The organism is Stenotrophomonas sp. CASM106 (assembly GCF_049384825.1).
Lineage (GTDB): Bacteria > Pseudomonadota > Gammaproteobacteria > Xanthomonadales > Xanthomonadaceae > Stenotrophomonas > Stenotrophomonas muris.
The window spans coordinates 93,864-118,671 of sequence record NZ_JBMRFS010000003.1 but is presented as its reverse complement, the minus strand read 5'-3'; the positions used below and the strand labels follow the sequence as shown (position 1 = coordinate 118,671).

Genomic DNA, 24,808 nt, shown 5'->3' with positions numbered 1-24,808 from the left:
GTCACGGCAGCGGCGGCGGCTTCGGTGTCGTCGCTGGAATCTCCTCACCGTCGTCCGGCGGCAACGACTCGCCGTAGAAGTGACGCATCAGCGCCTCATCCAGCGCGCGCTCCTCCGGCGTCGTGGCACGGCGCACACGCGCACGCTGCGCCACCGCACTGTTCGGCACCCCACGCTCGACCTGCTGCCGCGCCCAGCCGGCGAACGCGGCCAGGGTCTGCGACACCTGTGCCTGCTGCGCCTGCGATTCCGCCAACAGTTCCACCAACGGTGCCAGGCCAGCCTGCAGGTCGTCGGCCAGGACCGTCGTCGGCACACTGGCGGCTGCCGCGACCGGCACCGGCGCGGCGGCCGGACGTGTTTCAGAAAGACGATGCAGGGCCTCCAGCAACGCCGGCCACGGTGCCGGGTCGGCAACGGCAATCGCTTCCGGCGCCGGCGGCGGAAGCTGCAGGGCGGTGGCGATGTCGGCCAGCTGCGCGACCACGCGCCCGCCGACATCGCTGTCGTCGGCCCCCATGGCCTTGTTGCGCAGGAAGTCGCGCTTGATCTGCGTCCAGCGTTGCGCCTGCGTGTCGTCCAGCACGCCGCGCAGCTCGGCCAGCTTCAACAGGTTTTCTTCGGCGCCGGTGGTCAGCAGCTGTGCCTCGCCCAGGTAGTGGTCGGAGATCAACTGCTGCAGCTCGTCCTCGTTCATCACCGGCGAGATCTTCTCGGCCAGCTTGTTCATGTTGCGGTAGCTACCCTGCAGCCGGAACGGCGGCTCGGTGCGGTAGCGATCGTCCTGCGCGGCACTGGCGATGTACTGCTGGTTGACGCGGTAGACCACGTCGCGCACGCGCAGCATGCGCTGCAGGGTGGCGGTGATTTCGTTGATCTCCGCGCTGCTGTAGGCGTGGCTGAGGCCGTTGGTCGAGACCTCCTTGCCCATCGCCCGGTCGACCAGCGTGTACAGGTCAGCCATGTCGCGCGTAGCCAGCGGCGCCAGCACCGGGTTGGAAGTCAGGCTGTTCTCGATGTAGCTGAGGGTAAAGGCCGCCTCCATGCCACCGAGCACATCACCCAGGTTGTAGATGTCGGCACGGTTGGCCAGCATGTCCGGAATCTTGAACACCTCGCCGGACTCGGTATACGGGTTGCCGGCCATCACCACGCAGAATTTCTTGCCGCGCATGTCGTAGGTGCGGGTGCGACCGCGCCACACACCTTCGATACGGCGGGTGCCATCGCACAGCGAGATGAACTTCTGCAGGAACTCCGGATGGGTGTGCTGGATGTCGTCCACATACAGCATGGTGTTGTTGCCCATTTCCAGCGCCAGGTTGAGCTTCTCCAGCTCCTGCCGCGAGGTCGCGTCCGGTGCCTGGGCCGGGTCCAGCGACCGCACCTCGTGACCCAGCGCCGGGCCGTTGATCTTCATGAAGACCAGGCCCAGGCGGTGCGCCACGTATTCCATCAGCGTGGTCTTGCCGTAGCCGGGCGGCGAAATCATCATCAGCAGGCCCATCAGGTCGCTGCGCTTGTTCTCGCCGACCGTGCCCATCTGCTTGGCCAGGTTGTCACCGATCACGCCCAGGTAGACATCATTGATCAGCTTGTTGCGTACGAACGAGGACAGCGGCCGCGCCTTGAACTCGGAAAGCCGCAGGGTCTCGCGCTCGCGGCCGATGATGCCCTGGCGCAGCGCCTGGTAGGCATGGAACGCTGGCACGAAATGACGCAGGTGCTGCTTCAGGCGCACCAGGAAGTCATCCAGCGATACCACCAGCGTGCCGTTGCTGATGCGTGCGTGTTCACCCAGCAGGCCACTGACCTCCGCCTGCAGCGCGGCGTCGCTGGCACGGGTACGCAACTGGCGCTGCACCAGCAGCAGTGCTGCAGCCTCGTCGACGTAGCCGGCATGCGGGGCATGCGCCGGCATCCGCGCCAGCGCCCGCAGCCACTGACCGGCCAGCGCCCAGCGCGTGGCCAGCGGATCCTGGCTGCGCTGCAGGGCGCGTTCGACCGCCTCGCGTTGCCCGGCCTGTTCCAGCTGCCGAGCCAGTGCCTCCAGCAGCGCTACGGCATGGCGGCTGCTGCTGAACACCGGTTCGCCGGCCGTTAGTTCCTCGCCCAGATAAGCGGCCGCGGCCTCTGCGGCATCGGCATCGAACGGCAACGCGTGGGATTGCGCATACGCCAGCAGTGCCTCGGCCATTTCCGCACGCAACGCCAGGCGCCCTTCATCGGACCCCAGCAGGCGTGCCAGCGCTTCAGCACCCATCTGGCGGGCCGGCCATTGCGCCACCGCTTCGCGCCGCTGCTCGGCAGCCCAGAACAGCACCGCCAGCGCACGCACCCGCGGTGCATGCCGCAGGCTGCCGGCCGCCTGCTGCAAGGGCAGCAACGCACGCAGGATCAGCGCGGCATCATGGTCATGGATGCCGCGCTCGTAGCCTTCGCGGTAGCGCGGTGCGGCAAACGCACGCACGCGCTGGTCCAGTGCTTCGGGCGTGGCGACGTCGTGCTGCAGCGTGGCCAGGTCAAGCCCGTCGCTCCCCTCCTGCGCGGCCATCAACAGGCTGCCGGCCAGATACTCGCCGCGATACAGCACAGGTGATTCGGAGTCCAGGGTGACCGGCCAGAACGGCTTCAGCGCATCCAGCTCCGGATCGTGCAGGGTCTCCAGGAAGTCGGTGCCGGTCAGATGGATCGCCAGCGTGTCACCACGCGGCAGCAGGGTCAGGTCCAGTGCCTGGGTGTTGACGCTGAAGCGATGGCGCGGCCCCAGCCGCACCACGTTGCCGCCCGCTTCGTACAGATCACTGCGGTCACGCAGCTGGCGCACCGCCTGGTCACGCACGCCCTTCAGGCGCGCTTCGATGTCGTCGGCCTTGACGTTGTCATGCAACGCGCGCAGGCGTTCGGCCAGCTCACGCAGCTTGAGGATCAGCGGATCGCCGGCAAAGAACGCATTGAGCTCATCGGCGGTGGCGAAGCGCTCGGTGCGCTTGGCCAGGCCATCGAGGATGCGGCTGGCCGCATCCAGCACCGAACGTGCCTTGCGCTGGCGGTCATCCAGCAGCGCCTGCTTGTGCGTTTCGAAGGCTTCAACCAGCTCTTCGCGCTTGCTCAGGATGTCGCCGAGGAACTGCTCGTGTTCGCCGAACTGGCTCTCCAGCTCCTCCAGCTGCACCAGCAGGCGCGACAGCTGCTCGTCGGCACGCTCCGGGTCCGTGGCCAGCGCCAGCGCGCTGGTGATCGACTGCGAGAACAGCGCGAACTGCGCGGCGAACTGCGCCACGGCCTCGGCTGAGCCGAGCGACCTGCGGCGCTGATCGGCACGCGCGCGGGCCTGGTTGAGGCGGCCGTACAGCACCGAAATGGACTCGACCACGCGGGTGCGGGCGGTGGCATCGTCCACCTTCAGGCCGGCCATCAGTTCAGACAGCATATCCAGATCGGCCGCCATCCCGCGCAGCCCCTCCAGCTGCTCATCCAGCTGGCGGGCACTCTGCGCCTGCTGCGCAGCCTCATCCAGCGCCTGCAGGCGCGTGGTCAGCGGCACCAGCGCGGCATCGCCGGCGAGGAAGTCACCCGTGGCGGCGCCGACACGATCCTGCGCCTCCACCAGCTCGGCCGTCATCGTCTCGATGCGCGCGGTGTCGATGTAACGCAGCTCGCGGATGGTCAGCAGCCGTCCACGCAATGCGGTGATCGCATTGAGGGCCTCGACGAAGGCCTGCACCTCGTTCCAGTTCTGCGGCTGCAGCCGGCCCAGCAGCGCCTTGTGCGCGGCCTCTGCCTCGACCATCGCCTGCGCCGACTGCTGACGGATCGACTGCACCTTCTCGTACTCGTCCAGCACCGATTCGCCGGTGGCGCTGATCTGCCGCAGCAGCGCCTCGGCGCCATCGCAGGCCGCGTCACCCAACCAGTGGTGGGCATCGAACAGGCGCCGGGTGTCGGCCACCAGGCGCTGGTAGCGCTGCACCGACACGTCCTGACCATCGATCTCGCGCGCCAGGTTGAACAGGTTGGAGATGCCCCGCACCAGTTCGGCGTTGCCGATGCGTCCCATGAAGGTGTTGCCGGGTGGCCGGCTTGCAGCAAACTCGTCACTGCTGAACGGGGTCTGCCAGACCTGCATCGGATGGATGCGGGTCGGTTCGCTGCCTTCGGCATGGAACAGCACCATGCGCCCGTCCTGCATCAAGGCGTAGCCATGGCCGAACACCGGGTTCTGCAGCACGCGCTGGATGGTGTTGTAGACGAACAGCGCCGAGCGCCCGCCTTCGCGCTCGTAGAAGATGTACAGCACGTCCTCGCCGTTGGGCGAACGGATGCTGCGCTTGAACTGCATGCCGGCCATCGAGGCGTCGAACGCCTTGTGCTCGCCGCCCTGCAGGTAATAGCCACCCGGGAAGATCACGCCGTGGTCTTCGGGCAGCTGCACGCAGGCCTGCACGATCGCATCGTTGCGCACGATGCCGCCGGTCAGCGTGTTGTAGATCAGCCCGCGCCACTCCGTCTCGCGGTACGGCAGCACCTTCAGCAGCACCAGCGAGCCGACCCGGGCAAATTCGAACTGGGCGTCGTCCAGCGACTGCGTGCTGTCCTCCACCGGTTCGCTGTAGATGCCCTGCCCGGTCTCGGTGTTGTTCTCGACCTTGATCGTGAGGTCGCCGCCGGTGGTCTCCACGAACAGGGTATCGAGGATGTTCAGGTGCGAATGGCGGCCATTGACCGCCAGGTCGCGGGTCGCCCGGGTCCATTCGAAGTCGAACGGCGGCGGCAGTGCGATATCGCGCTCACCGCGCGCATCCAGATAGGTCAGTTCGCCATCGCGCGACAGCGCCCAGCGGAACACGCGCACGTCGCTGCTGCGCTCACCGATCTGGAACGACGCCAGCAGCTTGTCCCCCACCACGATCAGCTGCAGCAGGCGCGCGTGCTTGTAGTAGGCGTACAGTTCGTTGAAGTCGTGCACGAAGCCGGGCTGGTCGAGGAAGCTGCCCTTCAGCTCCAGCGCCGCCACGTCGTAGCCGTCGCTGCCCTGCACCAGCCGGTACAGGCCGAACACGTCCTCGATGCGGGTCTGGGTCTTCAGCCCGATGAACACGTTGTAGCCGAACAGCAGGCGGTCCGGCCCGACCTGCACGATGTCACGGCCGACGCAGTTGTTTTCGCTGCGGATGCGGAAGCGCCCGACTACCTCCAGGCGGCTGTCGCCGAACTCGGCCAGGCGCTGGCGGTTGAGCGTTTCGGCCAGGCCCTGCAGGCGCTGGCCCTGCTCGGCCAGGCGGCGGCGCAGGACTTCATAGGCACCGCCCTGGGCAACGGCCTGGTCGACGGTAGTGCCGCCGGCCTCCGGTGCAGTGGATTCGGTGGACGGATGGGTATCAGACATCAGCAGGCTTCCGGCTCACGGGCGGACGGCCGCGGTTGCGGCCGGCGCGGGCGGGCGATGGCCGCAGCAGCCATCGCCCGATGCATCAACGGGCGCTGTCGACCACGGTGGCCGACACGGTCGGCACCGCTTCGGCATCCTCGGCGATCTGGCGCGGCGCCGGTTCGGCCACGGCCACGCCCAGGTAGCGCTGCATCAGCTCCTGCACGATCGGGCTCTTGCCGGCAAAGCCTTCGATCGACTTGCCCAGCGACACCGCCTTGACCAGGTTCTCGAACATGCCGCCGTCGCCACCGACCAGATCGATATCGGCGTTGCGCAGCGCGCTGGCGATGACGTTGGCGTTCTCGCGCGAGACTTCCTTGCCGGCTTCGATCGAGGCCAGCGCCTGCTTCAGGCTGTTGTCCAGCATCATGCGGAACTCTTCGTGGCCACGTGCCTGGTCGCTCAGCGAAGCGATCGCTTCGAACTTGCGCACCAGGCCTTCGGCTTCGGCCAGCAGCTTCTTCTGCACCACGCCGGCTTCGGCGTTGCCCAGCGATTCGGTGGCGGTGGCACGGGCCAGGCCCATCTTCTCCTCACCCTGCGCCTGCGCCTGCAGGGTCTCGGCCAGCACGCGGGCTTCGTTGCTGCCCTGCTTCAGGCTGGCTTCGGCCTTGGCTTCGATCACGCGGGCCTCGGCGATGCCGACCTTCTCGATGGCCAGTGCCGAAGCTTCACGCACCTGCGCTTCGGCCAGGCCCGGTGCGGCCTGCTCGGCGCGCAGCGCGTCGGCCAGCAGGCGCTTGGCTTCGGCCTGCTTGCCGGCTGCTTCGTGTTCGGCCTGGGCCAGCGTGGTCAGTTCCACTGCGCGGTGCTTGGAAGCGGTCTCGCGTGCCTGCGCTTCCTTTACCTCGCGCACCAGCGATTCCTGTGCCTTGGCCTCGGCTTCCAGGATCAGCACCTGCTTCTGGCGGTCGGCCTCGGAGACCTCGCGCACTTCCTTGATGCGCTCTTCCTCCTGCGCCACGGTCTTGTCGATGGAGATGCGTTCGCGGGTGATGTTGGCCACGTCCATCTTGCCCTGCTCGACCACCTTGTCGCGCTCCACGCCCTGCAGCTGCACTTCGCGGTCGGTGGTGACCTGCTCAAGCTGGCGTGCGCGCTCCACGCGCTCGGCCTCGATGGCCACGGCGCGCTGGCGGTTCTGCTCGGCCACTTCCACTTCGCGCAGGCGGTTCTGGTCGCGGATCTCGATCAGCTGCTGTGCTTCGATGCGGGCGTTCTCGGACAGCTGGCGCTGCTCTTCCTGCACCTTGGCGGTCTCGGCCTCCTCGCGCGCGCGGATGGTCTCGATCTCGCGCTTCTGGCGTGCTTCGGCTTCGGCCTGCTGGCGTTCCAGCGCCAGCAGCGCTTCACGCGCTTCCACGTTCTTCTTGGTGATGGCGAGCTTCTCGTTCTGCTCCAGCTCGTTGGTCACCACGTTCTGCGCGGCGGTCAGCTCGGTGATCTTGCGGATGCCCTGCGCGTCAAGGATGTTGAACTGGTCCAGCAGCGCCTTCGGGGTCTGCTCCAGGTAATCGATCGCCACGTCTTCCAGCACATAGCCGTTGAGGTCGTTGCCGATCACCGCGATGATCTCGTCGCGGAACTCCTGGCGCTTCTCGAACAGTTCGGTGAAGTCGAACTTCTTGCCGACCGTCTTCAACGCTTCGGAGAACTTGGCGTTGAACAGCTCATCGACGGCATGCTTGTCCGACGCACGGTCGGCACCGATGGCCTTGGCCACGCGCAGCACGTCGGCCTGGGTCTCGTTCACCCGCAGGTAGAAGGCCACAGCGATGTCGGCACGCATGTTGTCGCGGCAGATCAGGCCTTCCTTGCCACGGCGGTCGATCTGCAGGGTGATCAGGCTGATCCGCATCAGCTCGGCGCGGTACAGCACCGGGATGATCAGCGCACCGGTGAAGTGCACCTTGGGCGTGGAGCTCATGTCGTTGACGATCAGGGCCACGCCCTGGTCGACCTTGCGGTAGAAGGCCTTGAACAGCCCGGCCACGCCCAGCAGCAGGACGAGCAGGCCGCCGGCGACGGCCAGGAACGGTAAGAGGGATGCCAACGTCATTGATGAGTCTCCTTGTTGCCCGGAAGCAGGTTGTCCTGGAAATCGAGGGCGATCGCATCGGCGCGGACCACCCGGTAATAGTGTTGTTCGGCCATGTGCTCGACCAGCACGATGCGCTCGCCACGCTGCAGTTCGATGTCGCTGCGGATCTGCAGCACCAGCCCGGCGCCGCCATCATCGACCGTGGCATGACCGCTGCGTGCGTCCACTTTCGGCGATGCGACCACGCCGGCCCGGCCGAGCAGCGATGCCTGCGGCACCGGCCGCAGGCGCAGCAGGAAGCGCCGGACCGGGCGCAGGATCAGCGCGATGAGCGGTACCGCTGGCAGCGGTGCCAGCACCGCCACGAGCGTACCCAGGCCCCAGCGCAGCAGGTCCGGCAGCGGCAGCAGTACGAACAGATGGATGAAATAGGTGATGAGCCAGCCGAACAGGCTCAGCAGGGTGACCACCACCATGATCGGGACGCCACCCAGGCCCCAGCGCGCCAGCATGGCCGACAGGCCACTGAGGTCGGTCCCCGCCTCGAGCGCGCCATCGGCGCCGAGATTGCCAAAACCGTCATCGACCAGGCCGAACGCCGCAACCGCCCAATACATCACCGACACCAACAGCAGAATGCTGTACGGCAGCGTCGGGTAACCGAGTACGACGGTGAGAAACTCCTGCATCGCTTGCCTTCCTGGGCTGTGGGCGGCGGCCGCCCGTTCGGGGCGCGCCGCGCGCGTCCCGTCGATCCCCGCGCCAGCCCTCATGGCAGGCGCGCTTGGGACCATCCTATGTGAAGAATGCGTGCAGGCTCAAATCCAGGTCCAAATCACGGCAAATAATGACGCCAATCACTCGAGAACCGTGCAATCGGCGCGGCGCACTTCCTCGACGAAGGTGCGCATCTTGTAGCCGTCCTTGATGCCCGGCTCCAGTTCGATGCCACTGGAGACATCCACGCCCCACGGCAGGGTACCCAGCACCGCGTCGTAGACGTTTTCCGGGTTCAGGCCGCCGGCCAGCAGGAACGGGCGATGCAGGCCGGTCGGGATCCGGCCCCAGTCAAAGGCCACGCCGGTGCCGCCACCGCCGCCCGGCGCGTGGCTGTCGAACAGGAAGCCGGCGGCGCTGGGATAGCGCAGCTGCAGGGTGCGGGCGTTGATCTCTTCACGGCCGCCCATGGCGATCGCCTTCAGGTACGGCATGTTGAAGCTGCGGCAGAAGCTCTCGTCTTCCTCGCCGTGGAACTGCAGCAGGGTCGGTCGTACCGTGCGCAGCACCTCGCGCACTTCTTCCTTGCTGTTGTTGCGGAACAGCGCCACCACGTCGACCATGGGCGCGATCGCCTGGCGCATCGCGCGTGCCTCGGCCGGAGCGACCCGGCGGCTGCTTTCACGGGCGAAGATGAAACCCACCGCGTCCACGCCCAGCTCACCGGCCAGGCGGACGTCGCCGGCCCGGGTCATGCCACAGAACTTGATGCGCGTGCGGTAGTAGGAGCGGCTCATAGCGTGACCTCGGCGGGCAGATGCCAGTTGTCGGGGTACAGGGGCCCAAGGAACACCAGGCCCTGCGGCGGTGCGGTGGGACCGGCTACGGTGCGATCGCGCCCGGCCAGCAGTTCGGCGATCCATTCCACCGGCTTCTCGCCACTGCCCACCAGGATCAGCGATCCGACGATATTGCGGACCATGTGATGAAGGAATGCATTGCCCTGCACGGCGACCTCGATCACCTCGCCCTGGCGGCTGACCTGCAGCGACTGCAGTTCACGCCGTGCATGCAGCGCCTGGCACTGCACCGAGCGGAACGCGCTGAAGTCGTTCTCGCCGAGCAGGGCCTGGCCGGCGGCATGCATCAGGCCCGCGTCCAGCGCACGGCGCTCCCAGCTGAGGGTCTGCCGCTGCAGCGCCGGCCGCACTTCGCGGTTGAGCAGGCGGTAACGGTAACGGCGTGCCCGCGCCGAGAAGCGGGCGTGGAAATCATCGGCCACGGGCACGCACCAGCGCACCGCGATCGAGCGCGGCAGGCGGGTGGTGGTGCCCAGCATCCAGGCGCGCGGATCGCGCACCACGTCGGTGTCGAAATGCACGACCTGGCACTGGCCGTGCACGCCGGCATCGGTGCGACCGGCACAGACCACCTGCAGCGGCGCATCGGCCACCGACGACAGGGCCTGCTCAAGGCTGGCCTGCACGCTGGGACCACCCTCGCCCAGGTTCTGCCAGCCCCTGAAATCGCTGCCGTCGTACTCGACGCCAAGCGCGTAACGCATGTGCTACCTCGATGTTGCGGGAGGGGCGGCGCTCAGGCCGGATCGCGTTCGGACCAGACCGCCAGTTCGTTGCCACCGGGCTCGACGAACTGGAAGCGGCTGCCACCGGGGAAAGAAAACACCGGCCGTACGATCTCACCGCCAGCGTCGCGCACCGCCGCCTCGATGGGCGCCAGCTGGTCGGCATACAGCACCAGCAGCGGCGCGCCGCTGTCACTGGCCCGTTGCGGCTGGCCGCGGAAGAAGCCGCCCTGCAGGCGGCCATCGTCGAAGGCGGTGTAGTCGCTGCCATAGTCGACGAACGACCACCCGAACACCTTTTCGAAGAAGGCGCGGCTGTCGGCCGGGTCACTGGAGGCGAATTCAACGTAGTCGATACGGCGCTCGCGGCTCATGGCACGGTCCTTGTCGGCGGGTTCGGTCACGGCAGGCGGGCCAGCAGTTCGCGAGCCTGGGCCTGGCAGTGCAGGTCGCCGCCCTCGGCCACTTCCAGCAGCAACGTCCGTGCGGTCTGCGCATCGCCCAGGTCGAGGTAGGCGATGGCCAGTTCCAGGCGTTCCTGCCCGGCGCGCGGCGCCCAGCCGGCATCGCTGGCCGGCGCGGCAGTACCGTCTTCATGCGCGGCCGCGGCCAGCGCGTCGTGCGGCGCCGCGCTCGAATCCCCGCCGTCATGATGCTCGGCCGGCAGGTCGAACACGCCGCGGAACTGCGGCTGCTGTTCGGCGTGCAGCGCGTAGTCCGGCACTGCGATCTCGTCAGGGACCGCCTGCGCGGGCGGCTCATCCTGCACGGGGGTGTCCTGCATGGCCACCGGCTCGTCCCAGCGCGGCAGGTCGGTCACGGCCCCGGGCAGCTCCACCACTTCGTCATCGCGCAGCGTCTGCGCCTGCCAGTCAGTCTGGGCGGCGACGTCGGCGACCGCTTCGGCAGCCACGTCATCCTGCACCTCGGCTTCGGTCGCCCAGGCAGGCATCGCCGGTTCCTGGCGGCCACTGTCGGACACCGCCGTCGACCACGAAGACTGCTCGGCCAGCGTATCCAGCGCCGCGCCGGCCGGTACCGCAGCGGCCAGGCCGGCGGCGTCGCCTTCCTCGCGCAGCGGCGGCAGTGGCGACGGCTTGCGACGACGCAGCAGCCAGGCCGCGCCGGCCGCCAGCAACAGCACCGGAAGACCCAGCCAGTACCACGGCGTTGCCGCATCGCGGGCATCCGGTGCCTGCGCCAGGCGCTGCTGCGCCGCGGCCAGGTCGTTGTCCTTCATCGCGATCAGCGACTGCTGCTGTTCCTTGAGTTTTTCCAGGTCGGCCACCCGCTGCTTCAGCTCGCCGATCTCGGCATCGCGGGTCGCGATGTCCTCGCGTGCCTGGCGCAGTTGTTCGTTGCCCAGCATGTCACCCTCGCTGCCGGCTGCAGTGCCGGTGGTTGTGCCCGCGTGCGCGGCGTCGGAGGCCAGCGCCGGAGCGATTTCAAGTCGTGCCCCAGTGGCCGCAGCCGGGGAAGAGGCGTTCGTGGTTCCCGCCGTGGCGACCGGGGCGACAGTACCCGCCGGTTGCGGCACGGTGCGCGCCTGACGCCACTGTGCGGCATGCTCGCGCACCAGCGCGGCGGCCTCGGCGGCATCGACCGCCGCCAGTGCATCGCTGCCGGGCATGCGCAGCACGGCGCCCTGCTTGAGCAGGTTGACGTTGCCACGGATGAAGGCCTCCGGGTTGGCCCGCAGCAGCGCAATCATTGCGCGGTCGCGGCTGACCTGGTTGCCGCGGGCCACCACGCTGGCGATCTGCGACAAGGTCTGCCCACGCTGGACGGTAACGCTGCCATCGGCTGCCGGTGCGGCAGCGGGTGCAGCCACTGCACGCGGGCGAGCCGGTGCGGGTGCCGGCGTGGTGGCGGTGGACGGCGCAGGCGCGCTCACGCTCTCCGCGGCGGCGGGCGCCGGGGCGGCCTCACGGGCGATGGTGTTGGAGAGCGTACCTGCGGGTGCAATGATTTCCGGCTCGGCCACGGCCAGTGCGCTGGACGGTGCATCGACCAGCGCCGAGTACTCGCGCACCAGGCGGCCCTGGCCCCAGTCCGCCTCGATCAGGAAGCTCAGCGACGGGGTCTCGACCGGCGTCTGCGAGGTCACACGCACCACTGCCCTGCCCTGCGCATTGCGGGTCAGTTCGAACTGCAGTTCGCCCACCAGCCCGGTCGGCCGCTGCAGGCCGACGCGCTCGAAGGTGACCGGTGAGGCCAACGCGACACGCAGGTTCTCCAGCTCGGACGGATCGGCCGAGACCACCGGGATTTCGGCCAGCAGGGGCTGGCCCGGCTTGGACAGGACACGGATGTCGCCCAAGCCCAGGGCAAGCGCCGAACTGCTGGCCAGGGCCAGCAGCGCGGTGGAAAGATAGAGGAGGGGGCGCTTTGCGCCCCTGGCCCGTTTATTCATGGCGACACTATAAAGCGTGCGGACCGCGGTCCGCACCCACCGATGGGGACCTTCGGTAGTGCCGGCCGCTGGCCGGCAGACACGCACGTGCCATCACGGCAATGCCGGCCAGCGGCCGGCACTACCGGTGAGGCAACCGCTGTGATCAGCGCTGCTCGGCGGCGACCAGCTCGGCCAGCTGCACGGCATTCAGGGCGGCGCCCTTGCGCACGTTGTCCGATACGATCCACAGGTTCAGGCCGCGCGGGTGCGACAGGTCCTCACGGATGCGGCCGACGTACACCGCGTCGGTGCCCGAGGCGTGGGTGACCGGGGTCGGGTAGCCACCGGCCTCGTGACGGTCCACCACTTCGATGCCCGGCGACTGCTCCAGCAGCGCACGTGCTTCGGCCACGGTGACCTTGTCGCGGGTTTCGATCGCCACCGACTCGGAATGGCCGTAGAACACCGGCACGCGCACTGCAGTCGGGTTCACCAGGATGCTGTCGTCGCCGAGGATCTTGCGGGTCTCCCAGATCAGCTTCATTTCTTCCTTGGTGAAGCCGTTGTCCTGGAAGTCGTCGATGTGCGGGATCAGGTTGAAGGCGATCTGCACCGGGAAGCGCTGCGGATCGATCTCCTGGAAGCTCAGCAGCTGGCCGGTCTGCTTGCCCAGCTCCTCGGTGGCCGAACGACCACCGCCGGACACCGACTGGTAGGTGGAGACGTTGATGCGCTCGATGCCGTACTTGCGGTGCAGCGGCGCCAGCGCCACCAGCATCTGCATGGTCGAGCAGTTCGGATTGGCGATGATGCCGCGCGGACGGTTGGCGACCTGTTCCGGGTTGACTTCGGACACCACCAGCGGCACGTCATCGTCGTAACGGAAGGCCGAGGAGTTGTCGATCACCACCGCACCTGCGGCGGCGAACTTCGGTGCGTATTCCTTGGACACACTGCCACCGGCCGAGAACAGCGCGATCTCGACGCCGGCCGGATCGAAGGTGGCCAGGTCCTGGACCGTGACCTTCTGGCCGTTGAACTCGATCTCGCCACCGGCCGAACGCTCGGAGGCCAGGACGCTCAGGGTACCGACCGGGAAATCACGCTCGGCCAGGATCGACAACATGGTCTCGCCGACGGCGCCGGTGGCACCGACGACGGCGACGTGGAAACTGCGCTGTGCATTGCTCATGGGGGAACTCTCACGAAAACGGGAATGGGGAAAAACACGCACGACAGCTGGGTTCGGGGAACCTCCTCAAGCGGGGCGCGCGGAGGTTCCCTATCGTTTCCCGGTTTTTTTGCCCAGCGTCACGCGCGCGGCCATCGCCGCGTCAGCGTTGATCGCGCTCGGCATCCGCGACGGGCCGCCGTCCAGGCCGAGCCCGGCAAGCAGATTATCCACCGCCAGCTGTACCATCGCCGTGCGCGTGGCCAGCGAGGCGCTGCCGATATGCGGAGTGAGCACGACGTTGCGCAGCGCCAGCAGTTCCGGGCGTACCGTTGGCTCGCCTTCGTACACATCCAGACCCGCCGCAGCCAGGCGACCGTTGGCCAGCGCATCGGCCAGCGCGATCTCATCGACCAGGCCACCGCGGGCGATATTCACCAGCGTCGCCGACGGCTTCATCTTCGCCAGTGCGGCGGCATCGATCAGATGATGCGAGGCCGGCGTGTACGGCAGCACCAGCAGCAGGTGGTCGGACTGTGCCAGCAGCGTATCCAGGTCCACATAGGTCGCGCCCACTTCCACCTCGGTCGCCGCCGGCAGCTGCGACCGGTTGTGGTACAGCACCTTCATGCCGAAACCGTGCGCGCCGCGACGGGCGATGCCCTGGCCGATGCGGCCCATGCCAAGGATGCCCAGCGTGCTGCCGTGGATATCGGCACCGAGCATGGTCTGGAACGACCACTGCTGCCACTGCCCTTCGCGCAGCCAGCGCTCGGACTCGGTGATGCGGCGCGCGGTGGCCATCAGCAGGGCGAAACCGAGATCGGCGGTGGTTTCGGTCAGTACGTCCGGTGTGTTGCTGGCCAGGATGCCGGCCGCGCTGAGCGCGTCGACGTCCAGGTTGTTGTAGCCCACCCCGACATTGGCGATCACCTGCAGCTGCGCGGCGCCGGCCACCTGGGCCGCGCCGATGCGCTCGTTGAGCGTGATGATCGCGCCGTCGGCGCTGGCCAGTTGTCCGGCGATCTGGTCCGGCGCCCAGGCGGTGACGGTGTCGGTGCAGCGCAGCTGCACGCGATCGCGCAGCGGCGCGATGGCCGCGTCGATCAGCGGCTGGCTCACCCACACGGTCGGCCGCGTGTCAGCCATCGATCTGCCCGGGAATGCGCGGGGTGATCGTGCCGACATCGCCGCACTGCGCGCGGTGGCGCAGCGCCTGGTCCATCAGCACCATCGCTACCATCGCCTCGGCGATCGGGGTGGCGCGGATGCCGACGCAGGGGTCGTGGCGGCCGGTGGTGACCACCTCGACCACGTTGCCGGACGTATCCAGCGACGGGCCCGGCAGGCGCAGGCTGGAGGTCGGCTTCAACGCGATCGAGGCGACCACCGGCTGGCCGGTGGAAATGCCACCGAGGATGCCACCCGCGTGATTGCTGGCGAAGCCCTGCGGGGTCAGCAGGTCGCGGTGTTCGGTGCCCTTCTGCGCGGCGCTGGCGAAACCGTCGCCGATCTCCACGCCCTTCACCGCGTTGATGCTCATCAGCGCGGCAGCCAGTTCACCGTCGAGTTTGCCGTAGATCGGCTCACCCCAGCCCGGCGGCACATTGTCGGCGACCACGTCCACGCGCGCGCCGACCGAATCTCCGGACTTGCGCAGCGCGTCCATGTACGCCTCCAGTTCGGGCACCTGTGCAGCGTGCGGCCAGAAGAACGGGTTGTCTTCCACCGCCGACCAGTCGAAACCGGCCGGGGTGATGTCGCCCAGCTGCGACAGGTAGCCACGCACGGTGACGCCGAAGCGCTCGGCCAGCCACTTCTTGGCGACCACGCCAGCGGCCACGCGCATGGTGGTCTCGCGTGCCGAGGAACGGCCGCCACCGCGCGGGTCGCGGATGCCGTACTTGTGCCAGTAGCTGTAGTCGGCATGGCCCGGCCGGAACTGCTGGCCGATGTTGGCGTAATCCTTGCTGCGCTGGTCGGTGTTGCGGATCAGCAGCGCGATCGGGGTGCCGGTGGTCAGGCCCTCGTACACGCCGGACAGGATCTCGACCTCGTCGGCCTCGCGCCGCGCCGAAGTATGCCGGCTCTTGCCGGTGGCGCGGCGCTGCAGGTCGTGGGCGAATTCGGCCGCGTCCAGCGCCAGCCCCGGCGGGCAGCCATCGATCACGCAGCCGATGGCCGGCCCGTGCGACTCGCCGAACGTGGTGACGGTGAACAGCTTGCCGAACGAATTGGAGCTCACGGGCGCTGCGCCGCCAGTTCGGTGATGCGTGCGCTGTGGGCGATCAGCTCGCGGCATTCAACCGCGAAGATACCCATCTGGCCGACCTTGAATTCGATCCAGGCGAAATCGACTTCCGGCAGCAGCTTGACCAGATGCTGCTCGGACTCGCCCACTTCACAGATCAGCAGGCCGTCCTCGCTCAGGTGCAGCGGGGCATCGCGCAGGATCTTCAGCACCAGGTCCAGGCCGTCGTCGCCGGCACGCAGGCCCATCTCCGGCTCGTAGGAGTATTCCTGCGGCAGGGCATCGGTCTCGTCGTTGGTGACGTATGGCGGATTGGTGACGATCAGGTCGTAGTGGCGGCCGGACAGGCCGTTGAACAGGTCCGACTTGATCAGGGTGACGTTGTGCGCCTGCAGGCGCTCCTTGTTTTCTTCGGCCAGCGACAGTGCATCGTCGCTCAGGTCGACGCCGTCCACCTGCCAGTTCGGGTAGTAGTGGCCCATGGCGATGGCGATGCAGCCCGAACCGGTGCACAGATCCAGTGCACGGTACACGTCGCGGCCGGCCAGCCACGGCTCGAAGCCGCATTCGATCAGTTCGGCGATCGGCGAGCGCGGTACCAGGGCGCGCTTGTCGCTCTTGAAGCTCAATCCTGCAAACCAGGCCTCACCGGTCAGGTAGGCGGCCGGGATGCGTTCATCGATGCGGCGCTGGAACAGCTCCAGCACGCGCAGCTTTTCGGCCTGCAGCAGGCGCGCCTGGCCGTAGGCCGGGCCGAGGTCGTGCGGCAGGTGCAGGCTGTGCAGCACCAGCTGGGTGGCCTCGTCCAGCGCGTTGTCGTAGCTGTGCCCGAAGGTCAGCCCGGCTTCGTTGAAACGGCTGGTGCCGTAGCGGATCAGATCGATGATCGTGTGGAGTTCGGCGGCCGTTTCAGCGGTCATGGCGGTACTGCGGGCAAAGTGGCCCCCGATTATAGGGGCTGGCGCCCGTGGCGGCATCCGTTGCGGCGGAAACGATTCGGGCCACAGCCGGTATGATGGGGCCCACTTCGCGCGGGAGCCCCCATGTTCAATCGCAACGCCGGCATCATCCTGCTGATCGCCCTGGCGGCGGGTCTCGGCCTGCTGGCCGCCCAGCAGGTGTTCGCGCCGAAGCCGCCGGCCAATGCCCCGGCCACCGAAGCGATCACGCTGTACCCACAGCCGCGCGAACTGCCCGACTTCAACCTGGCCCAGTCCGACGGCACCCGCCTGATCCCGGGCGAACTGAAGGGCCACTGGACCCTGGTGTTCCTGGGCTTCACCTTCTGCCCGGACGTCTGCCCGACCACGCTGGCCGCGCTGGCCGGCGCGCAGAACCAGTGGGAAGCCCTGCCCGACAGCCTGCGCCCACGCGTGCTGTTCATCTCGGTCGACCCCGACCGCGACAGCGCCACCCGCCTGGGCGAGTACGTGCACGGCTTCCACAAGGACACCCTGGCCGCCACCGCTGACGTTCCCTCGCTGGAGCGCTTCGCCACCTCATTGGGCTTCGTGTTCCAGAAGGTGCCGGGCAAGCATTTCGACGAGAACCCCGAGGATTACACCGTCGAGCATTCGGCCAGCCTGGCCGTGCTCGACCCGCAGGGCCGCCTCGCCGGCCTGGTACGCCCCCCGTTCAACGCGCCGGCGATCGCCCGCGACCTGCAGAAGCTGACCGAGAAAACCGCCCCATGAGCCTCACCACCGCCCTGACGTATGCCCTGCCCCACCGCCTGCTGTCCTCGATGGCGCGTTCGCTGGCGTACTCGGACGATCCGCGCGTGTCGCGCTGGCTGATCGACACGGTCACCCGCAAGTTCAACGTCAACCTGGACGAAGCGGCCAACCCGGACCCGCGCAGCTATTCGACCTTCAACCAGTTCTTCACCCGTGCGCTGAAGCCGGGCGCACGCGTGGCCGATGCCGATCCGCGCAGCCTGGTGATGCCGGCCGACGGCCGCATCAGCCAGCTCGGCAGGATCGAGGCCGGCCGCATTTTCCAGGCCAAGGGCCAGTCATTCACCGCTGCCGAACTGCTGGGCAGTGACGAGGACGCCAAGCCATACAACGATGGCCTCTACGCCACGGTGTACCTGTCGCCGCGCGATTACCACCGCGTGCACATGCCCTGGACCGGCACCCTGCGTGAGACCGTGCACGTGCCGGGGCGCCTGTTCAGCGTTGGTCCGGCGGCAGTGAACGGCGTACCGCGCCTGTTCGCCCGCAACGAGCGCCTGGTCTGCCACTTCGACACCAGCTTCGGCCCGATGGTCAGCGTGATGGTCGGTGCACTGCTGGTGTCCGGCGTGGAAACCGTGTGGAGCGGCGAGGAGATTCCGCACTACGGCGACCGCATCACCCGCAAGGACTACCGCGGCCAGGGCATCAAGCTGGAGCGTTTCGCCGAGATGGCACGCTTCAACTATGGCTCGACCGTGATCGTGCTGCTGCCGCCGGGCGTGGCCGAATTCGCCCCGCAGCTGGGCGCCGAAAGCCCGGTACAGCTGGGCCAGGCCCTGGCGAAGCTGCGCTGATAAAAAGGGGACGGAGGGGATTAAGTCGTTTATGCATAAACGACTTAATCCCCTCCGTCCCCTTTTTCCACAACGGGATGCCGGCCAGCGGCCGGCACTACCGGTACGCGCGTTACTGCAGGGCCGGGGCCGGGCCGACGTCCATGCCGTCGTAGTCTTCCACGCCCTTCTCCGCGGCCAGCGCTGCGAATTCCTGGTTGCGACGGTCCAGCGAGGCTTCGTCGTGGATCTCCACGCGCTCCACATGCAGCACGTGGAACGGCGCGTCACCCTCTTCCGGATCTTGTTCGAACAGTTCCACGAAGGTGTAGCCCTGCGCCTGCAGGTGCTCTGCCAGTGCCTGCAACGGCTCAGCAGTGGAGTGCACGAAGAAGTACCCCCACAGCAACGGGCCGTTGATGTCCCAGTCGGTGTTTTCGCGGAGGTTGGCGAACAGGTTGCGGGTGTCTTCGAGATCCATGCGGGTTCCAGGGGTCGGGGGAATTACTTGTCGCAGCCCTGCAGCTTCAGCGTCTGGCCGTGGCGCAGGCTGTAGGCCGGGGCCTTCAGGCCGTTGGCGCGGGCCAGGGTCGGCACGTCGCACTGGAACTTCGCCGCGATGGCGCCCAGGGTCTCGCCCTTGCCCACCTTGTGGCTGCGCACCGGCTTCGGGCGCGGGGCCGGCGCCGGGCGAGGCGTCGCCACCGCCGCCACCGGCGTGGTCGGCACACTGGTGGAGGCCGCAGCGTCGGCCACCGGCACCACGCCGCCCACGGCGACGCTGCCGGTGTAGCTGGCCACGGTCGGGCGCTTGATCGCCGCGTTCAGATCGGCGGTGATCAGGGTGCGGGCCAGGTCGGCACGCGGGCCACTGACGCAGTTGCGCTGGTACAGCCCGGCGATGCGGGTGGTGGCGTTGATCAGGGTGCCGGCCGGAATCCAGCCATCGGCTTCATAGCGCGGGTTGAGGTTGCGCAGCGCGCGCATGTAGCCATCACGGGTGCCGTGGCTGCCCAGGCAGATGGTCAGTTCATAGATGGTGGTGGACTTGGCCAGGCGCAGCGTGGCCGGCTGCGCGCTGATCTTCGGGAACTCCACGCCATACTGCTGCGGGTGCAGGAAGATCCAGGCCGCGGCAATCACCATCGGCACATAGTCCTTGGTCTCGCCCGGGAACTGGTTGTAGACACTGTCGGTCCAGAAGCTCTGGCCGGCGCTCTGCTTGAACACGCGTGCGGCACGGCCTTCGCCACCGTTGTAGGCGGCCACCGACATTTCCACGTTGTTGTTCAGTTCGCGCAGGCGTTCGTTGAGGTAGCTGGCGCTGGCCTCGGCGGCGCTGCGCGCATCGAAGCGCGTGTCGAAGCCGGTGCCATCCGGGCCGAGGCCGAAGCGACGGCCAGTGGCCGGCATGAACTGCATCAGGCCGGCGGCGCCGGCACGCGAGGAGGCGTGCACGCGGCCGTTGGATTCCTTGGCCATGATGCCGAACAGCAGCGCCTCGGGCAGGCCACGCTTCTCCCACTCCGGCCACATCACCGCGCGCAGGTTCTGGTAGTTCTCGTAGCTGGTCAGCAGCGCCGGACGCATGTCGGTCAGCCAGCGACGGATGCCGGCCTGCACCGCCGGGTTGTACTCGACCATGCTGTCGAAGGCGTGCCGCTTGTCGTTCAGCAGCGCGGCAGCGCGCGCGGCCTCGGGCACGTCCGCGGTCAGCGGGCCGATGTGATCCGGGTCGGCTTCCAGGCGGTCACCCCCCTCGTCGGCCACGTCATCGCTGGCAGCGGCATCGGCGTCGTGCTTGAGCAGGCGCTTGTAGCTGGCCAGCAGGGTGCCCATCTGGCAGCCCTTCTGCTTCACGCAGTCGTTGAGGACATCTTCCATGTCCTCCAGCGCGGCGTCGGCCTCGTTGCTGCCCTTGGGGTCGGCATTGGCGACCAGCAGCAGGGCGTCGCTGTAGCGCTTTTCGGCGGCGGTCATGCGCTGCTGCAGCGCATCCACCTTCACCTTGTCCCGGGCCGAAACCCGCTGCGCATGGGCGTCGGGCGCCAGGGAAACCAGGCCGGCCAGGGCCAGCAGCGGCCAACCGCGGGAAATCAGGACAGGAACGGGCATTGATGGCACTGTGTGCGAAACAGGCAGGCAGAGTAGCGGCGCCGCCAAGGTCCGGGCAAGCCGACCTTCGGACCGTCACTGCCGGCGGTTAACATTGGGCTATTCATCACAAGGGCTGGACCATGGATCCGATTCTGCTCGGCAAAGGCATTACCGACGATATTGCCGTCACCCTGCTGCCGAAACTCGGCAACCGCCACGGCCTGGTGGCCGGCGCCACCGGTACCGGCAAGACCGTGACCCTGATGACGCTGGCCGAGGGCTTCTCGCGACTGGGCGTGCCGGTGTTCCTGGCCGATGTGAAGGGCGATGTCTCCGGCCTGGCCGTGCCCGGCAGCGGTGCCGAGAACCTGCTCCAGCGTGCCGCCGAGATCGGCGTGGCCGACTATGCGCCGGCCGCCAGCCCCACCCTCTTCTGGGACCTGTACGGCAAGCTGGGCCACCCGGTGCGCACCACCGTCAGCGAAATGGGCCCGACCCTGCTGGCGCGCATCCTCGAGTTGAACGACACCCAGTCCGGCGTGCTCGACATCGTGTTCAAGCTGGCCGACGACCGCGGCCTGCTGCTGCTGGACATGGACGACCTGCGCGCCCTGCTCGGCCTCGTCGCCGAGGAGCGCAAGGACATCTCCACCGAGTACGGCCTGGTCAGCGCGCAGTCGATCGCCGCGATCCAGCGTTCGGTGCTGCGCCTGGCGCAGGACGGTGGCGAGCACTTCTTCGGCGAACCTGCGCTGGAGCTGGCCGACATCATGCGGGTCAACCACGACGGCCGCGGCATGATCGGCATCCTCGCCGCCGACCAGCTGGTACTCAAGCCCAAGCTGTACTCCACCTTCCTGCTGTGGCTGCTGTCGGAGCTGTTCGAGCAGCTGCCGGAAGTGGGCGACCTGGACAAGCCGAAGCTGGTCTTCATCTTCGACGAGGCACACCTGCTGTTCGACGATGCGCCGCCATCGCTGGTGCAGCGCATCGAGCAGGTGGTGCGCCTGATCCGCTCCAAGGGTGTGGGCGTGTATTTCTGCTCGCAGTTCCCCGACGACGTGCCAGGCAACATCCTCGGCCAGCTCGGCAACCGCGTGCAGCACGCACTGCGCGCGTTCACCCCGCGCGACCAGAAGGCGGTGAAGACCGCGGCCGAAACCTTCGTGCCGAACCCGAAGCTGGACGTGGCCAAGGTACTGAGCCAGCTCGGCACTGGTGAGGCCCTGGTCTCCACGCTGCAGGACAAGGGCATCCCGATGCCGGTGCAGCAGACCATGATCGCGCCGCCACGCTGCCGGATGGGGCCGATCACCGAAGCCGAGCGCGCCCAGGTGCGTGCCGGCAGCCCGGTCGGCAGTCGCTACGACACCGCGATCAACCGCGAATCGGCCGCCGAACTGCTGGCCCAGCGTGCACAGAAGACTGTCGAACAGGCGCAGGCGCCGGCCGCGCGCAGCCGCGAACAGGACGAAGCGCAGGAAGGCGGTTTCGGCCAGGCGATCAAGGATGCGATCTTCGGCACCAAGCGCCGCCAGGGCATGATCGAGACGATGGCCAAGCAGACCACGCGCACCGTCGGCACCAAGCTGGGCAACCAGATCGTGCGCGGCATCCTGGGTGGCATCTTCGGCGGAAAGCGTTGATCTGCCACGGCCGGGGTCAGAGCCCTTTCCGCTGGAAAGGGATCTGACCCCAGGGTCGACCCCCCGCCAGGGAGGGCTCCGACCCCGCTCCCCATTCGTCATCCGGAAAAGAAGTCGTATTGCATGTCGCGTTGGCGTCCCCCCGCAGAAAAAAGCACGGCCCTGATCACCGCCTCCGGGCATGCCCGGCTGAAGGCCGAACTGGATGAGCTGTGGCGTGTGCGCCGCCCGGAGGTGGTGAAGGCACTGGCCGCGGCCGCCGCGGAAGGTGACCGCTCCGAGAACGCCGAATACACCTATCGCAAGAAGCAGCTGGGCGAGATCGATCGTCGCGTGCGCTACCTGACCAAGCGGCTGGAATCACTGCGCGTGGTCGACACCACGCCGACCGACCCGCTGGCGGTGTTCTTCGGCGCATGGGTGGAACTGGAGAATGTGGACAGTGGCGAGACCAGCCGCTATCGCATTGTCGGGCCGGATGAGACCGATGCCGGGCTGGGCTGGATCAGCATCGATTCGCCGTTGGCGCGGGCGCTGCTGAAGAAGCGACTGGATGATGAATTCTCGGTGGAGCTGCCCGGCGGGCAATTTACCTTTACGGTGATCGGGGTGGAGTACGCGCCGTTGTAGAGTCGAGTCATGCCCGACCTCGCTGCCGTTGTAGAGCCGAGCCCATGCTCGGCTGATGGGCAAACGCAGCCGAGCATGGGCTCGGCTCTACAACGGCGGCGGGTATGTGCGCCCTGCACGCAACGGGCGGAAATACTCGGCATTGCGATAGAAGGCGGAATCCTGCACGCCATGCCAGCCAGGAACACCGGCCAACGGCAGGGGCCGCAGCTGCAGCGGATCGGTCACTGCCCTGCCTTCGGCAATGGCCGCAGTCACCGCGTCGACGCAGGCAGCATCGGCATCACCCTGCACCACCACGCACTTGCCCACCAGCAATCGCCCCGGCAGCAGTGCCTGTTCCATCAACGCGTGCCCGAATACCGTGGCAATGGCGATGTCACCGCTCTGCCAGCGCGTTGGCTCGAACAACGCAGGCCAGTCATGCCCATCCCACGCGCGCAGCAACGTGACATCACCCACACGCACGATCACGCCGGTTTCGTCGAACTGGGTCAAGGCGGCCTGCGCGCGGTTGCGCTGGCCGGGTGGCATGGCTTCGATATGCCGGCACTGCTGCACGTTGAGTGCCCGCTTGAGCTTTGGGTGGGAGGCCCACACCAGCGCGTTGAACAGGTCGTGCCAGTTGTCGGCACGGGTGGCGATGCGCCCCTGCGCGATGCGGGCCTCGTAGTGCAGGCCATCGGCCAGCAACGCGGCATCCTGTTCGACCAGCTGCCAACCCGGCAGGGACAGGCGTGCGTCAAGCGCCGCGATGGACGGCCAGTGGGGGCCATCCAGCAGATCACGGAAATCCTGCAGCCCGGCAAACAGCGGCTGCGCGAACACCTGCGGATCGATCGCCGCACGTGGCGGCGGTACGAAGCGCCGGACGCCGCCCCCGTCACTGGCGGCGGTCGTCGCTGCGGTCACAGCATCTTGAGGTCGAATGCCGGGCGGGTAGCGGCGGGCAGCGCGTCACCGTACAGGTCGTGCTCGTCGCTCTCGGTGATTTCCACGTCGACGAATTCGCCCACGCGCAGCGGCACCTGGTCGGCGTTCTGGATGTGCACCAGTCCGTCGATCTCCGGCGCATCGGCCCTGGAACGGGCCACGGCGATATCGCCTTCGATGGCGTCGACCAGGCACTGCTGCACGGTGCCGATCTTGGCCTCCAGTCGTGCGGCGGAGATCTGCGCCTGCTTCTCCATGAAGCGGGCCAGACGCTCCTGCTTCACTTCCTCCGGCACAGCATCGGGCAGATCGTTGGCGGTGGCCCCCTCGACCGGCGAATAGGCGAACGCACCCACGCGATCCAGCTGCGCTTCGTCGAGGAACGACAGCAGTTCTTCGAACTCGGACTCGGTCTCGCCCGGGAAGCCGACGATGAAGGTCGAACGCACGGTGATGTCCGGCGCGATACGGCGCCAGTTCTGCACGCGCTCCAGGGTCTTCTCGACCGCACCGGGGCGCTTCATCAGGCGCAGGATGCGCGGACTCGCATGCTGGAACGGGATGTCCAGGTACGGCAGAATGCGGTTCTCGGCCATCAGCGGCACCACTTCGTCCACGTGCGGATACGGGTAGACGTAGTGCATGCGCACCCACGCATCCAGCTCGGACAGGCCTTCGCACAGCGCCTTCAGGCGGGTCTGGTAGGCCTTGTCGCGCCACATCTTTTCGGCGTACTTCACGTCCACGCCGTAGGCCGAGGTGTCCTGCGAAACCACCAGCAGCTCACGCACGCCACCACGCACCAGGCGCTCGGCTTCGCGCAGCACCTCATCCACCGGGCGCGAGACCAGCTTGCCGCGCATCGACGGAATGATGCAGAAGCTGCACTTGTGGTTGCAGCCTTCGGAAATCTTCAGGTAGGCGTAATGGCGCGGGGTCAGCTTGATGCCGTAGTCGGGCACCAGATCCACGAACGGATCGTGCTTGGGCGGCAGTGCTTCATGCACCGCTTCCATCACGCTCTGGTAATCCTGCGGGCCGGACACCGCCAGCACGTTGGGGTACGCCTCGCGGATCTGCTCAGGGCGCTTGCCCAGGCAGCCGGTGACGATGACCTTGCCGTTCTGGTTCATCGCCTCGCCAATGGCATCCAGCGACTCGGTCACCGCCGAATCGATGAAGCCACAGGTGTTGACCACCACCACGTCGGCCGAATCGTAGGACGGGACGATGTCGTAGCCTTCCGAGCGGAGCTGGGTGAGGATGCGCTCGGAATCGACGAGGGCCTTCGGGCAGCCAAGGCTGACGAAGCCGACTTTGGGGTTCAGCTGGGACATGGAATCGCGGGACTCTGGGGGCCTGGGCCCCTGCCGGCATGGCAGGGGTTCCTGGGGGC

The 24,808-nt window shown here is 67.7% G+C and carries 19 protein-coding genes; 4 read left to right on the top strand and 15 right to left on the bottom strand.

Going from position 1 to position 24,808, the window contains the following annotated elements; all coding sequences use genetic code 11:
• Position 1 precedes the first annotated feature (1 nt).
• The 11 genes from VG556_RS07860 to prmB form a co-directional block, all read right to left on the bottom strand.
• Complete coding sequence (locus VG556_RS07860) at positions 2-5,389, bottom strand: DNA repair ATPase (RefSeq protein ID WP_100450410.1); 5,388 nt, start codon at positions 5,387-5,389, stop codon at positions 2-4.
• Positions 5,390-5,474: 85 nt separating this feature from the next.
• Positions 5,475-7,493, bottom strand: a complete 2,019-nt coding sequence (locus VG556_RS07855) for a hypothetical protein (protein ID WP_014647885.1) — start codon at positions 7,491-7,493, stop codon at positions 5,475-5,477.
• Complete coding sequence (locus tag VG556_RS07850) at positions 7,490-8,164, bottom strand: hypothetical protein (RefSeq protein WP_014647886.1); 675 nt, start codon at positions 8,162-8,164, stop codon at positions 7,490-7,492. Before VG556_RS07850 ends, VG556_RS07855 begins: the two co-directional genes overlap by 4 nt.
• A gap of 168 nt (positions 8,165-8,332) precedes the next feature.
• Positions 8,333-8,989 carry a phosphoribosylanthranilate isomerase gene (locus tag VG556_RS07845; protein WP_014647887.1) on the bottom strand — a complete coding sequence of 219 codons (657 nt, stop codon included), beginning with the start codon at positions 8,987-8,989 and terminating at the stop codon, positions 8,333-8,335.
• Positions 8,986-9,756: a tRNA pseudouridine(38-40) synthase TruA gene (truA, locus tag VG556_RS07840; RefSeq protein ID WP_014647888.1), complete on the bottom strand. Its 771-nt coding sequence runs from the start codon at positions 9,754-9,756 to the stop codon at positions 8,986-8,988. The genes VG556_RS07845 and truA overlap by 4 nt, the downstream gene beginning before the upstream one ends.
• Positions 9,757-9,788: 32 nt before the next feature.
• Positions 9,789-10,151, bottom strand: a complete 363-nt coding sequence (locus tag VG556_RS07835; protein WP_014647889.1) for a VOC family protein — start codon at positions 10,149-10,151, stop codon at positions 9,789-9,791.
• Between the two features lie 26 nt (positions 10,152-10,177).
• Entirely contained in the window at positions 10,178-12,190 is a 2,013-nt protein-coding gene (locus VG556_RS07830) for a FimV/HubP family polar landmark protein (protein ID WP_100450411.1), read from the bottom strand.
• Between the two features lie 145 nt (positions 12,191-12,335).
• Complete coding sequence (locus VG556_RS07825; RefSeq protein WP_014647891.1) at positions 12,336-13,364, bottom strand: aspartate-semialdehyde dehydrogenase; 1,029 nt, start codon at positions 13,362-13,364, stop codon at positions 12,336-12,338.
• Positions 13,365-13,454: 90 nt separating this feature from the next.
• Positions 13,455-14,492 carry a 2-hydroxyacid dehydrogenase gene (locus tag VG556_RS07820; protein WP_100450412.1) on the bottom strand — a complete coding sequence of 346 codons (1,038 nt, stop codon included), beginning with the start codon at positions 14,490-14,492 and terminating at the stop codon, positions 13,455-13,457.
• On the bottom strand, positions 14,485-15,588 hold the full coding sequence (gene aroC / locus VG556_RS07815) for a chorismate synthase (protein WP_014647893.1): 1,104 nt from the start codon (positions 15,586-15,588) through the stop codon (positions 14,485-14,487). The genes VG556_RS07820 and aroC overlap by 8 nt, the downstream gene beginning before the upstream one ends.
• A complete protein-coding gene (gene prmB, locus VG556_RS07810; RefSeq protein ID WP_014647894.1) occupies positions 15,585-16,514 on the bottom strand; it encodes a 50S ribosomal protein L3 N(5)-glutamine methyltransferase in 930 nt (309 codons plus the stop codon). The genes aroC and prmB overlap by 4 nt, the downstream gene beginning before the upstream one ends.
• Positions 16,515-16,637: 123 nt before the next feature.
• On the opposite strand from prmB, the gene VG556_RS07805 reads away from it, so the two are divergent.
• Both VG556_RS07805 and asd read left to right on the top strand, forming a co-directional pair.
• Entirely contained in the window at positions 16,638-17,288 is a 651-nt protein-coding gene (locus tag VG556_RS07805; protein ID WP_014647895.1) for an SCO family protein, read from the top strand.
• Positions 17,285-18,127: an archaetidylserine decarboxylase gene (gene asd, locus VG556_RS07800; RefSeq protein ID WP_053496464.1), complete on the top strand. Its 843-nt coding sequence runs from the start codon at positions 17,285-17,287 to the stop codon at positions 18,125-18,127. The genes VG556_RS07805 and asd overlap by 4 nt, the downstream gene beginning before the upstream one ends.
• 112 nt (positions 18,128-18,239) lie before the next feature.
• On the opposite strand, the gene VG556_RS07795 is transcribed toward asd, so the two are convergent.
• A complete protein-coding gene (locus VG556_RS07795) occupies positions 18,240-18,587 on the bottom strand; it encodes a ribonuclease E inhibitor RraB (RefSeq protein WP_046431838.1) in 348 nt (115 codons plus the stop codon).
• Positions 18,588-18,610: 23 nt separating this feature from the next.
• Positions 18,611-20,221, bottom strand: coding sequence for a transglycosylase SLT domain-containing protein (locus VG556_RS07790; protein ID WP_100450413.1), 1,611 nt, complete (start codon positions 20,219-20,221; stop codon positions 18,611-18,613).
• A 122-nt stretch (positions 20,222-20,343) separates the two neighbouring features.
• Between VG556_RS07790 and VG556_RS07785 the strand changes: the two genes are divergently transcribed.
• Together VG556_RS07785 and greB are read left to right on the top strand one after the other, a co-directional pair.
• A complete protein-coding gene (locus VG556_RS07785; protein ID WP_046431840.1) occupies positions 20,344-21,849 on the top strand; it encodes a helicase HerA-like domain-containing protein in 1,506 nt (501 codons plus the stop codon).
• Positions 21,850-21,972: 123 nt separating this feature from the next.
• The gene (gene greB / locus VG556_RS07780) at positions 21,973-22,479 is read left to right on the top strand and encodes a transcription elongation factor GreB (RefSeq protein WP_100450414.1); all 507 of its coding nucleotides are present in this window, start codon (positions 21,973-21,975) and stop codon (positions 22,477-22,479) included.
• Positions 22,480-22,566: 87 nt separating this feature from the next.
• On the opposite strand, the gene VG556_RS07775 is transcribed toward greB, so the two are convergent.
• Together VG556_RS07775 and rimO are read right to left on the bottom strand one after the other, a co-directional pair.
• On the bottom strand, positions 22,567-23,391 hold the full coding sequence (locus VG556_RS07775) for a DUF3025 domain-containing protein (RefSeq protein ID WP_100450415.1): 825 nt from the start codon (positions 23,389-23,391) through the stop codon (positions 22,567-22,569).
• Positions 23,388-24,749: a 30S ribosomal protein S12 methylthiotransferase RimO gene (gene rimO / locus VG556_RS07770; RefSeq protein ID WP_049407526.1), complete on the bottom strand. Its 1,362-nt coding sequence runs from the start codon at positions 24,747-24,749 to the stop codon at positions 23,388-23,390. The genes VG556_RS07775 and rimO overlap by 4 nt, the downstream gene beginning before the upstream one ends.
• Between the last annotated feature and the right edge of the window lie 59 nt (positions 24,750-24,808).